This is a genomic window from Vibrio sp. 1580 (assembly GCF_033340055.1).
Genome location: NZ_JAWOVT010000004.1, coordinates 166,403 through 178,539 on the forward strand (window position 1 = coordinate 166,403; position 12,137 = coordinate 178,539).

Sequence of the window (12,137 nt, forward strand, 5' to 3'; positions counted from 1 at the left end):
TAGATCTATGAAATGCGCATAATTTCAATCAAATGAGATTACAGATTTGTGATTTATAAATGAAATTGTGCAAAATACCCCTCGTTCTTAGAGGGGAAAGAAAATGGACAAATCTCTGCAGCAATTTTTACTGGTTGCACGCTGCCAAAGCATCAGTGCTGCGGCAAGAATGGCAGGGTTAAGCCAGCCAACGGTAACAAGCAATTTAAAGAAGCTGGAAGAGAATCTCGGCGTGACGCTGTTTGAACGTCATCCTAATGGCATGGTGTTGACCGAATACGGACGCATCCTCTATCGCCATAGCAACGCGATGCAGCATGAATACAACCAAATGATGCAAAGCATTGATGAACGGAAACAGTACCAAGTCGGAAAAATTAAAATGGGTACTGGCGATGCGTGGTGGCCGCTGTTCGTCAAACAAGCACTCAATGACCATCTGACCAAGCAACCATCGGCATCTACGCACGTCGAATTTGGCAACCACTTAGGCTTGATGGATTCATTAATCAACGAACAGATTGAATTCTTCATCGGCCACGAGATTGTCGGCTTGTCGTCTAAATGCGATGTTACGTTTATTCCACTATTTCAAACGGTTGATGCCTATTTTGTTTCCCCAAGCCACCCACTTCTAGGGAAAGCCGTCACCGAAGAGATGCTGCACGAATACCCCGCTCTTTCGGTCACTTATGACGCTAAGAAATTCGCTCACGTCATCGATAACCCAATCCCGAAACAAAATGAACGCGAAAGGCAGCAACTGGATGACAGACCGACTTACGAAGTGGATTCTCTGCTCGCCAGCATTGATGTACTGAAAGAAAGCGTCGCGGTGATGTCTTATACTCGCCATCTGCAACCGTATTTGGAATCCTTTGGCTTACGATGCTTAACCATGGAAAAAGAACCAAACCCTGGCACCGTCGGGATTTATCGCCACCGCAGAGAAACCTCTGAATCGCATCTAGAGCTGATTGCTGGCATCACTCAGCGCGCTAAATTGCTCAACTAGAAAGTCCAAAAACAGGCGAACTCTTTTCGGTTGATATTGACGGCTTTGATAAATGACATGCAGATCCGCTTCAGCGCCTTGCGAGAAGGCGCTGAAGTTTTTCATATACCCATCCAAAACCGTTACTAAACGTTGCTGTTTGAGGTCTTGCTGAATATCTAAAATCGATTTCAACGCAATCCCCGCCCCCTCCAACGCCCATTGTCGAATCACTTCACCATCATCAGAAAAGCGCTTTGGCGTGACCATGATCGTTTGGTGAGACTCTTCATCTTTAAAGTGCCACGTTTTTAATTCTTCATTGCTACGCACCATGGCTAAGCAGCGATGATCCGCGAGATCTTGTGGACAGTTTGGGACACCTTGCTTCCCCAAATAATCAGGTGACGCACACAGCACACGTTGACTCGATGCCAGCTTGCGCGAAATGAGATTACTGTCCGCTAACTCGCCGTAACGAATCACCAAATCGAGCCCCGATTCAGCCAAGTTCGATAAATTGTCATTAAGATAAAGATAAGGCGTCATATCCGGATATTGCTCAGAAAAAGCCGACACCATCGGCGAAATAATTTGTTTGCCAATATCTCGTGGAGCTGAAATTTTCAACGTTCCGCGCACTTCCGAAATACCCGTTTGCAGCAAGTTTTCCGTCTCTTTCACACTATCAATGATGTTCAGACAAGCTTGATGGTACATTGCCCCTGCGTCCGTGAGTGATACGTGGCGTGTGCTTCGGTTGAGCAGCTTTACGCCATAGCGTTCTTCTATCGCTTGCAGCCTTGCCGTTACCGTCGCTGGAGATAAACCTAACTCCCTTCCCGCCGCTGCCAGACCTTGATGTTTAACGATGCTGACAAACAACGTCATATCCGAAAACTTATCCACCTTCGCGCCCTTATTATTTGGAAAAACTGAATAATCAATTCAGATATTACCCAATTATCAAATTAAGTCGAATCCATATACTGACCCTATCGACATTGTTTAGACCCAGAACGTTATGTGACAGGGCAAAGTTAAACGCCGTCACGCTGTATTCGGCGTCACTGTGTTCAACGCACAACAACACGCCCTGCCCAGCCAAGAGATAGGAAACAAAAAATGAAACTGTACATTTATGAACATTGCCCCTTTAGCGCCCGCGTCCGTTTTGTTGCAGGCATGCTGAATATTCAGCTCGACGTCATCAACATTGCTTATGACGACGAGAGCACTACCACAAACATCATCGGCGCAAAACAAGTTCCTCTTTTGATCAAAGACGATGGTGAAGCCATGGCGGAAAGCTTAGACATCATCAACTACTTCCTTGAATTGGCATCTTCCAGCGAAAACAGCCAACCCTCCAAACCGGTTTTAGACTGGCAAAAACAAGCGTTTTTACCGCTACAAAAAGTCGGGTATCCGCGTTGGTCAAACATGACGTTACCGGAATTTGCAACAGAAACCGCTAAACAAGCATGGCGCGAAAGAAAAGAAACCGAAGCGTTAAATTTTGAAGCTTTGATTAACGATACACCTGCGATTGCGAAAGAAGTCGCCGCTTTGATAGAACAAACTAAACCCTTGCTCAACCTAAGTTCAGAAAAGCAAACGTCACTGGTTGATCAAGCCATTATGTTTTCCATTCTACGCGGCTTTTTCAGTGCGCCCGAAGTGCAATGGGATCCAGCCGTACTTCACTGGATGGCAACCGCTCGGAAAGCGACCAACGTGCCAGTACTTATCTAAGGAGCGCAACATGAAACAAAGACCAAACAAGCTGTTTGAACCAGCTCAACTGAAATCGTTGTCACTACAAAACCGTATTGTCATGGCACCAATGACTCGCGCACGCACCACTCAGCCGGGCAACATCCCGAATGAGATGATGGCAACGTATTATCAACAGCGCGCTTCTGCCGGGCTGATCATTTCCGAAGCCACACAAATTTCGGACGATTCTCAAGGCTATTCGTTCACCCCTGGCGTTTACACCGATGCGCAAGTGGCGGGCTGGCAGGGTGTGACCCAAGCGGTCAAATCACAAGGCGCAGCGATGTTTTGTCAGCTATGGCATGTGGGCAGAGTGTCTCACCCAACATTCCAAAATGGTGAACAGCCTATCGCGCCATCTGCGCTCGCTCCGGTAGAGACGCAAGTTTGGATTGCAGATGAACAAGGCAACGGCAATATGGTCGATTGTGTTGAGCCACGCGCCATGACACAAGCGGATATCAACCGAGTTGTCGGTGATTTCGCGAACGCAGCCAAACGCGCCATTGAATCGGGTTTTGATGGTGTAGAAATCCATGGCGGGAATGGGTATCTGATCGATCAGTTCTTAAGAACCAACTCAAACCATCGAACAGACAACTACGGTGGTTCACGAGAAAATCGTATCCGTTTTCTTATCGAAGTAGTGGATGCAGTTATCGCCGCTGTTGGTGCGCATCGAGTTGGAGTGAGATTGGCACCATTCATTACGTTTAAAGATATGGACTGCCCAGATATCGTGCCAACGATCTTGGAAGCATCAAAACAGCTACAGGAGCGCGACATTGCCTACTTGCACTTGTCCGAGGCCGATTGGGCCGATGCACCAACGATTCCCGAGACGTTTCGAATCGAACTTAGAAAGCGCTTTCGCAACGCTATCATTGTCGCAGGTCGCTACAATCCTCAACGAGCAAACGAAGTGTTAGAGAAAGGCTACGCGGATCTTGTCGCATTCGGACGACCATTCGTAGCAAACCCAGACTTGGTCTCTCGATTGCAACATCACCATCCGTTGGCAGAACTCGATGGATCAACGTTGTTTGGCGGAAACGAACGAGGCTACACCGATTACCCTGCTCTGCAACAGGAATGCGCAGAACAGGCCTAACAAAAAAAAGCCCCAACCTAGCTGCTACGGTTGGGGCTGTCACCAAACTAAAATTGGTTTTAGCTAGCTTAATTTGGCCAAGAGTTAAATCACTTCTAACGCGCCGCAGCGCCAAGGTTCGATAACGACTTTGATGTGATCATTTGGCGTCATTAGCTGTCTAAACGCATCTTCCACACCATCGATTCCCACTTTGGCGGTAAGCATTTTCTGCCAAGGTAACTTATGTTCGGCAATCGCTTGTAGGCATTGCTCAAACTCGTGCGGTTGGTAGTAGTAAGAGAATCTCAAATCGAGCTCTTTTACTGTCGCGTACGCGTAGTTAATGATTGCGGGTGTCGTATGAATGCCTGATACAACGATTCGTGATCGGGCAGGAGCACGGCGCAGAAAATCGTCAATCAAAGTATGCTTGCCAACACATTCATAAATGACCAGACGTGAGTTCATCGCGTACTGCTCACCAACAGCGATCTCGTCTTCCTTGATCGGGTTGATCAATCGATTTGCGCCAAACTCGCTGGCAAGTCGCAGCTTCTCTTCCTGAAGATCGACAGCAAGAATATTGCTCACACCACGTTGTTTCAGTGCAGCAATCACCGCCAGCCCTATAGGACCGCAACCGACAACCAGCGCGGTTTCTTCCGTCTCGATTTCACTGCGATTGACCGCGTGCAAACCGACCGCCAGTGGTTCAGTCAGTGCCGCCGCCTCAGATGGCATTCCGTCTGGCACAGGTAGCAATAACGCTTCATCAAGCAGGAAGTACTCAGAGTAAGCGCCATAAGTACCCGGAGTAACACCAACGCCCGCGCCATTTTGGCTGAGCAACATCGGCACTGAGGTGACTCGGCTACCAACGGACAACGTTTGCTGCGTATCGGCACCGTATTCGATAATTTCCGCACAGAACTCATGCCCCAACATCACTTGAGCGTGCTCACCGGCTTCATCAGGCATCAACCCGAGCTGGTGGAATACATCAAATACCTCATCCGCGTGTCGAGTAATGTGAAGGTCGGAGCCACAAATGCCACAGGCGAGACTGCGAACCAACACTTGTCCCGAAGCGGGTTTGGGGATTTCGACTTGCTTCAGGCGGACACTACCATCCTGCATTACGATACTGTTCATCTGTTGCATGGGGTTACTCCGCAAGATCATCACTCAGGCCAGCAATCGCACCCGGTTTGATGTAACGCGCGGTAAAGCGTTGTGCTTTCGCTGTTGCAATAACAACTTGCTCAATCCAACCCGCATCCATGATATTGATGAAGTTGCCTTCTTCGTCAAAGTTAATGTTTGCACCTTGGATCACCATAAAGCCATCTGCACCACCCGACTCTTCTGGACAGTGAAAGGTATGAATCGAACCGCCCGGCTCATATAAGTAGCTACCAGCGGTTTGGACTTGGTCTGGATACTCGATGTAGTGCCACGCGCCACTCAGTGTATAGAAGTGCACCACACCAGTGTGGAAGTGCTTAGGTAGAGTGATACCCGGTTTGAATTTGGCGCGAATCACCCACGTACCGTTTTCTGGATCAAGAAACAATGGGTAAACATCCACACCCGGTAGTGCGTCTTTGATGAGCGACTCCTCATTAGTATTAAGAGTTAATAGGAAATCTTGATGCTGAATAACTTCTGGTAATGACATAACTTACATCCTCGCTATTGCTGTAATGTGGCGTGCTCGCCTATCCCATGAGTGGGTACTTAAAGTTCTCGAAGCCGTCAGATGCACTGACGGTGCAGCCGTTGATACAGTTGGCTTTCTCGCTGACCAGAAACGCCACCACATCAGCAATCTCTTCTGGTTGTGTGAAGTTTTGACGCATCTGTTCTTTGCGAATGTGGTCCCACAGGCCAATCTCTTCGTATTGCCTTAACATCGGAGTATCAACGCGTCCCGGAGCGACGGAGCAAACACGAATACCCAATGGTGCGAGTTCTAATGCGGCGCATTTGGTCATCATATCGACTGCGGCTTTGCTGACGTTGTAGGTAAAGGTCATCTCAGACGCCATTCGTGCGTAAACAGAAGAAGTATTGAGGATCACGCCCGGCGTGCCTTGTGCTTGGAATTGTCGCCCAGCGGCGAGAATGCCGTAGTAGACACCATTTTGGTTGACCTTTGAGATCGGCTCAAAATCGGCAATTGGGTCGTGGTCAAGCAGAGGTTTCGGCGCGCCAATGCCTGCGTTGTTGACCATGATGTCAAGCGAGCCAAACTGTTCGGCTGCATGCTTGACCATGGCTTCTACTTCTTGGTAATTGGTGACGTCCGCAACAAATGTTCGTAGCTGATCTGCATCGAAGTCTTGATACACATTTAATGATTGAGGGGAAATGTCGACAGCAAGTACTTTCGCGCCTTGTTCCAGCAGTTTGTGAATAATGGCTTGGCCAATTCCACCTGCAGCGCCGGTGACAATCGCGGTTTTATTGATAAGTTCCATACGGCTTCTCGTCTATGTGCTGTTGTTATCAAAATGTAACTTAGATCAACTCGTTGACACTCACTTGACCTTTTGCGAAGTAAATTTGATACATTGCGATTTACAACCTGTTAACATTTAAAAATCGAGACATGTATATCGTACGAAGTGGCGCTGCCGATAAATTTGATAGCTTGGTTTCCGAACTAGGGCAGAATCCGGTTGAGATTATGGCTGCCGTCGGGCTGTCTGCTGCGCAGTTTCGCAATCCCGATACGTATCTCGCCTACCCTAGGTTGGCGGAATTGCTGGAGGAAGCGGCTGCTCGTTGTAAGCAACCGCTGTTTGGTGCGTTGCTCGCCGAGCGCCAAAACCTGCAAAGTTTAGGTGATTTGCCGATGTTGGTTTCCCGCGCAGAAACGGTCGGTGAAGCCTTGGTGCGGGTGAATGATTTTCTCTATCTGCATTCGTCAGGAGTCACTCTCAACATGACGCCACAAGATGATTGGGTACGGTTGTCGCTCAATATTGATGTGCACAGCGAACGCGGTATCGCGCAGTTGATGCAGTTGAGTGTGTCGCACTTAGCCATGTTTGTTACGAGCTTACTTGATATTGAAGCGAGCCACTTCTCTTTACACCTCAACCAACACGCCAGCTTCGAGGCAGAACAGAGCGCATTTGCCCAGCAGAACAAACTGCGTTTCGGTGATAAGTTTGACGGTATCCTACTTAAAGCGAGTCTACTTAACGCTAAGAACCACCAAGATGAAGACGCACTAGAGCGCCATTTTCAGCAACACCTCAAAGAGCTGCAGACCCGTTACCCTAATAATCTCAGTGACCAAGCGGCAAATATGATTGGCCGTCTGCTCTCAACCGGAGAATGCAGCGTTGAGCGCGTTGCAAGAGCATTGGACCTGCATCCGAGAATGCTGCAAAACAAGCTGAAACAACAGGGCACAAATTATCGGCAGCTTTTACAACAAGTGCGTCAGGATTTCGCCGAACAGCGATTGCATGAGAATATTCAGAGTATTACCGATATCGCGTTGCAACTGGGCTATGCAGAAACTGCGGTCTTCAGCCGCCACTTTCGCCGTTGGACGGGGAAATCGCCGAGGCAATGGCGACAAGAAAAAACTCAGTTACAAACGTTTAAGTCCATCAGATAAAAGCATAAATAACCTATCGCTCAAACCAAAAAATGTGAGGTGGGAGGGTTGGTATCGAGAATTTCAGCAATCACAGATAACCCGTGTTTGATGTAGCCTCGGTTTGTTTCTGCTCCCAAGCTGATTCGCACGTAAGGCATTGGCTGATTTGTATCGAGAACAAACGGTTTATATCCAGTGATCTGCACCCCTGAACGCTTTGCCGAAGCAACCAGGTCATCGCTATTCCACTGCTCGGGTAGTCTCAACCAAATGTGTTGTCCATTCGGGTGCGAGCTATAAACATGCCCTTCTAAAGCGGCTTTTGCTATTCGCTGTCGCTTAGCAAACTCATTGACTTGAAAGCGAATAAGTCGATTTAACGTACCGTTCTCGATCCACAAATGAGCAACTTCAAATGGTAATGGAGTCGCAGACCAACTCGTTGCGGCTAAACGACCAATCGCGTGCTGCAAAAAATGACGTGGGACCGTCAGATAGCCAGTGCGCATGCCTGGCGCTACAACTTTGGTTAAACTGGTTACATAGAAAGCTTGTTCGGGTAACAATGTGGCAAGGGGTGGGACACGGTTAGGTTCTAGTGCTCCATACACGTCATCTTCAATGACATAGATGTCGTATTGCTGCGCAATATTCGCTATCGCCTCTCGGCGTGCAAGATCCATATGCGCACTAGTCGGGTTAGCCATGCTAGGTGTGCAACACAATACCTTGATTGGTTTGTGTTTACATGCCCATTCAAATGCATCCGGCGTTATACCAAACTCATCCATTTCAAGTGGTTGCAACTTAAATCCAAGCATTCTCGAGCGAGAGATCAAGCCATGATCAACCAAGTGACCACAAGCAACTAAATCACCGTGTTCAACAACTGTGCTTAAAGCCAACGTTAAACCATGGCATGCTCCATTTGTGAGTAATATTTGATCGGCACCCACATCCAGCCCTTGGCTACTTAGAAATCGTGCTCCTGACTCAATATGATGAGGCTGACCTGTTACCGGCTTTGCTTTACTGATCAAACCACGATTGTTTGTTTGCCCAGCAATCTCCATTAACGCCTGATTAAAAAGCGTAATGTGGCGATCGGTCACCACTGGATGTGCAATCGACATATCAATTTCATCCGGCGTTTCTTTCATCTCTTGTGTCAGCATGAACTCCGTGTCCGTACTTTCATCCACAAAACCTGATTTGACAAAAGTACCATTCCCAACCCAAGACTCGATCGCCCCTTTTTTCTCTGCATAACCATATGCATGGCTCACCGTTTGTACGCTGACGCCAATTTGTTCTGCAAACTCACGATGTGTGGGTAATCGAGTCCCCGGTTTTAGATAACCACTGCGGACACATTCGACAAGATAGTTACCAATGGAGATGTATTTAGCGGTGCCTGGCCGAATGATCGGGTTCAAAGAAATTGTCATGACACAATATTTTAATTGATTCATTTTTAATGCTCATTGTAACTTCCATTTAACAAATGGCGAACTTTAACTCACAAAACGAGGTGAAATGCACAAAAATAAACCACAATTGTAATGATTGACATGAAATGTATGGGTTAAACAAACATGTTAAACAGCATCGTTCAATCCAAATACAACCCCAGAGGTAAATTGCAATCATTTTTAACGCAGATCTGGCTAGCTGGTAGAAGGTAGAAATACCTCAGCGTCTCCGAAGGCCCATAAGGCGTCGGATTTCTAACAAGGAGAAAATATGAGAGGCGTTGCTTTGCATTTTACACTGGATGAGTTCCAGGATCGGTTAACGAAAGTTCGGCAATCGATGGAAGAAAGAGAATTGGATGTCCTTATCATTCATGACCCTTCTAACATGGCGTGGCTGACAGGCTATGATGGGTGGTCTTTTTACGTGCCACAATGTGTCGTTGTTGGTCCATCTGATGAACCTGTTTGGTTTGGACGCTGCCAAGATGCCAACGGAGCATACAGGACTGCGTATATGTCGGCAGAAAACATTACCTACTATCCAGACCATTATGTAATGAACCCGCCGTTACACCCGATGGATTTCCTAGTCGAAGCCGTACTGGCTCCGCGCCTTTGGGATCGTGGTCGCATCGGCGTAGAAAAAGATAACTATTACTTTAGCGCCACCGCTTACGAATCACTCACTACGCACCTACCGAATGCTCAACTTCTCGATGCAACTGGACTAGTCAACTGGTGCCGCGCCGTTAAATCCGATCAAGAACTGGCGTACATGTACCGTGCCGCTCGCATTGTTGAAAATATGCACCGCGTCGCGTTCGACATGATTGAACCTGGATTACCGAAACACCACCTTGTTGCCGAGATTAACCGCCAAGCCGTGCTCGGGCATGAAGACCACTTTGGCGATTACACCGCGATTGTGCCGCTTTTGCCATCAGGTTCTGATGCTTCCGCACCTCACCTGACTTGGGATGACAGACCCTTCAAGAAAGGCGAAGGGACGTTTTTTGAAATCGCAGGGGCGCACCGCCGTTACCATTGCCCACTCTCACGCACTATTTTTCTTGGCGAGCCTGACGACAAGTTTAAACGAGCCGACGAAGCCCTGACTCTAGGACTTGAAGCGGGCTTGAAAGTGGCAAAGCCCGGAAATACCTGCGCCGACATCGCCAATGCACTAAACCAGGTTCTCGATAAAGCGGGATTCTCACGCGAAGGTGCCCGTTGTGGCTACCCAATAGGTTTGAGCTACCCACCAGATTGGGGGGAACGAACCATGAGTTTGCGAGACACCGATAAAACCATCTTGAAAGAAGGCATGACATTCCATTTTATGCCGGGGCTGTGGTTCAAAGATTGGGGGTTAGAAACAACGGAAAGCATCGTCATTACCCATGATGGAGCAAAAACATTGTGTGATTTTCCACGCCACTTATTTGTTAAACACTAATTTTTCAAACCTTAAGCTCTGTTGAGCCAGGTCTGAGAACTAAAAGGACTTGATATGCAAAAAAGCTCGATCACAGCCACCATAGACTTTGACCGAGAAGGTGTACAGCACGGCTTTTTAACGCTGCCCTATTCACATGACGACTCCGCTTGGGGCAGTATTATGATACCTATCACCGTGATCAAAAATGGTCACGGACCAACCGCACTGCTTACTGGCGGTAATCACGGAGACGAATACGAAGGCATCACCAGCCTGCTAAAATTGACGAACTCGCTTCAGGCAGATCAAATCCAAGGTCGTGTCATTATTGTACCCATGATGAACTTACCTGCGGTACAAAATACCTCACGTACGTCGTTTATCGATAAGGGGAATTTAAATCGCAGCTTTCCCGGCAACCCCATAGGCACAGTGACCGAGAAAATTGCGGATTATTTTACTCGTTACCTAGTTCCTAAGTGCGATTTTGCGTTAGACATTCACTCAGGTGGTAAAACGTTAGATATCGTGCCGTTCGCCGCTGCCCATCGTCTCGACAATCTCGATCAAGAAGAAGCCTGCATATTAGGTGCAAAACTGTTTGGCGCACCTTACACCATGATCTTGCTCGAAATGGACGCCACCAGCCTGTATGACACTGCCGTGGAGTCTCAGGGAAAAATCTTTGTTACCACCGAACTAAGAGGAGGCGGAACCAGCACTCCAGAAACCATCGCTTATTCCGACCGTGGCATTCGCAACTTCTTACGCTTCTCAGGCAACTTGCCCGGTGACTACGAACAACCAACCCAACCAACTAAGTTATTAGATATGCCTGATGCAAGTTGTTATGTGCAAAGCCAGCACCACGGCATCACAGAATACTTATTTGATCTTGGCGATACCGTCAAAAAGGGAGATGTATTAGTGAGAATCTTCTCGACCGAGCGCACAGGTACCGCCCCCGTTGAGTACAAGTCACAGCGCAATGGTATTTTCGCGGCACGTCGTTTTCCTGCTATGGTGAATATCGGTGACACTATCGCAGTTATAGCCGAAGACTGCGGCGAGATAGGCTGATTGAAAAGCCAACTAAAGAAATCAAAACAAATGGCATACCAGAAGCAAACTGGAAAGCACCTTATAACAGCGACCAGTCATCAGCCTTTATGAAATGATTAGTATTCAACAGGGAGACTCATAATGCGCCTCGATCGCTACGACGTAAAAATTCTACAAATACTTCATGATAATGGTCGTATCACCAAATCTCACCTTGCCGAGGCCATCAACCTATCCGTGAGCCCTTGCTGGGAGCGCGTCAAAAAACTGGAAGAAGCAGGCATCATTGAAGGTTACGGAGCAAAAGTAAATACCGATATTTTGTTCAAACGAACGTCGGTTATGGTTGAAGTTACGCTCAAAGAACACAACGCCCAAGCGTTCAAACGCTTCGAGCAACTGGTTCAACATTCACCAGAAGTCACTGATTGCTATGCCACGGGCGGTGGTATCGATTACATCCTTAAAATTCAGTCAGAAGATATCGACCAATATCAGCGGCTTATCGACAACTGGTTAGACTCAGATGTGGGCATTGAGCGCTACTTTACTTACATTGTGACAAAAACAATCAAACGTGATGCGGGCACATTCGAAGTAAACCAAAACGCTTTGTTATAAAAGGGAAAATGCGTATCAGGCGTGAACAGAAAAAACACCATATTTAACGGCACTAAAAA

The 12,137-nt window shown here is 47.6% G+C and carries 12 protein-coding genes; 7 read left to right on the forward strand and 5 right to left on the reverse strand.

Features of this window, described 5'->3' with window-relative positions; all coding sequences use genetic code 11:
* Window positions 1-103 precede the first annotated feature (103 nt).
* Window positions 104-1,015, forward strand: coding sequence for a LysR family transcriptional regulator (locus R7093_RS08120; RefSeq protein WP_213866902.1), 912 nt, complete (start codon window positions 104-106; stop codon window positions 1,013-1,015).
* On the opposite strand, the gene R7093_RS08125 is transcribed toward R7093_RS08120, so the two are convergent.
* A complete protein-coding gene (locus R7093_RS08125) occupies window positions 968-1,903 on the reverse strand; it encodes a LysR family transcriptional regulator (RefSeq protein ID WP_213866901.1) in 936 nt (311 codons plus the stop codon). The genes R7093_RS08120 and R7093_RS08125 overlap by 48 nt on opposite strands.
* A gap of 216 nt (window positions 1,904-2,119) precedes the next feature.
* Here R7093_RS08125 and grxB point away from each other — a divergent pair, with 216 nt between their 5' ends.
* The gene (gene grxB, locus R7093_RS08130) at window positions 2,120-2,749 is read left to right on the forward strand and encodes a glutaredoxin 2 (protein ID WP_318146596.1); all 630 of its coding nucleotides are present in this window, start codon (window positions 2,120-2,122) and stop codon (window positions 2,747-2,749) included.
* Between the two features lie 10 nt (window positions 2,750-2,759).
* Window positions 2,760-3,884 (forward strand): alkene reductase, encoded by a 1,125-nt coding sequence (locus R7093_RS08135; protein ID WP_140067198.1) that lies wholly within the window; start codon window positions 2,760-2,762, stop codon window positions 3,882-3,884.
* 84 nt (window positions 3,885-3,968) lie between these two features.
* Here the strand turns inward: R7093_RS08135 and R7093_RS08140 are convergent, their stop codons facing one another.
* The 3 genes from R7093_RS08140 to R7093_RS08150 are packed head-to-tail and all read right to left on the reverse strand — an operon-like array spanning window position 3,969 to window position 6,346.
* Window positions 3,969-5,027, reverse strand: a complete 1,059-nt coding sequence (locus R7093_RS08140) for a zinc-binding dehydrogenase (RefSeq protein ID WP_318146597.1) — start codon at window positions 5,025-5,027, stop codon at window positions 3,969-3,971.
* A 4-nt stretch (window positions 5,028-5,031) separates the two neighbouring features.
* A complete protein-coding gene (locus R7093_RS08145) occupies window positions 5,032-5,544 on the reverse strand; it encodes a 2,4'-dihydroxyacetophenone dioxygenase family protein (protein ID WP_318146598.1) in 513 nt (170 codons plus the stop codon).
* 40 nt (window positions 5,545-5,584) lie between these two features.
* Window positions 5,585-6,346, reverse strand: a complete 762-nt coding sequence (locus R7093_RS08150; protein ID WP_318146599.1) for an SDR family oxidoreductase — start codon at window positions 6,344-6,346, stop codon at window positions 5,585-5,587.
* 131 nt (window positions 6,347-6,477) lie between these two features.
* Between R7093_RS08150 and R7093_RS08155 the strand changes: the two genes are divergently transcribed.
* Window positions 6,478-7,500, forward strand: a complete 1,023-nt coding sequence (locus R7093_RS08155) for a helix-turn-helix domain-containing protein (protein WP_170890203.1) — start codon at window positions 6,478-6,480, stop codon at window positions 7,498-7,500.
* A 20-nt stretch (window positions 7,501-7,520) separates the two neighbouring features.
* On the opposite strand, the gene R7093_RS08160 is transcribed toward R7093_RS08155, so the two are convergent.
* Window positions 7,521-8,954 carry a PLP-dependent aminotransferase family protein gene (locus R7093_RS08160; RefSeq protein WP_080996812.1) on the reverse strand — a complete coding sequence of 478 codons (1,434 nt, stop codon included), beginning with the start codon at window positions 8,952-8,954 and terminating at the stop codon, window positions 7,521-7,523.
* A gap of 271 nt (window positions 8,955-9,225) precedes the next feature.
* Between R7093_RS08160 and doeA the strand changes: the two genes are divergently transcribed.
* From doeA to R7093_RS08175, 3 genes are all read left to right on the forward strand, one after another.
* Window positions 9,226-10,413: an ectoine hydrolase DoeA gene (gene doeA / locus R7093_RS08165; protein ID WP_213874345.1), complete on the forward strand. Its 1,188-nt coding sequence runs from the start codon at window positions 9,226-9,228 to the stop codon at window positions 10,411-10,413.
* A gap of 54 nt (window positions 10,414-10,467) precedes the next feature.
* Complete coding sequence (gene doeB / locus R7093_RS08170) at window positions 10,468-11,475, forward strand: N(2)-acetyl-L-2,4-diaminobutanoate deacetylase DoeB (RefSeq protein ID WP_318146600.1); 1,008 nt, start codon at window positions 10,468-10,470, stop codon at window positions 11,473-11,475.
* 123 nt (window positions 11,476-11,598) lie between these two features.
* Window positions 11,599-12,078 carry an Lrp/AsnC family transcriptional regulator gene (locus tag R7093_RS08175; RefSeq protein ID WP_005387046.1) on the forward strand — a complete coding sequence of 160 codons (480 nt, stop codon included), beginning with the start codon at window positions 11,599-11,601 and terminating at the stop codon, window positions 12,076-12,078.
* Window positions 12,079-12,137: the final 59 nt, after the last annotated feature.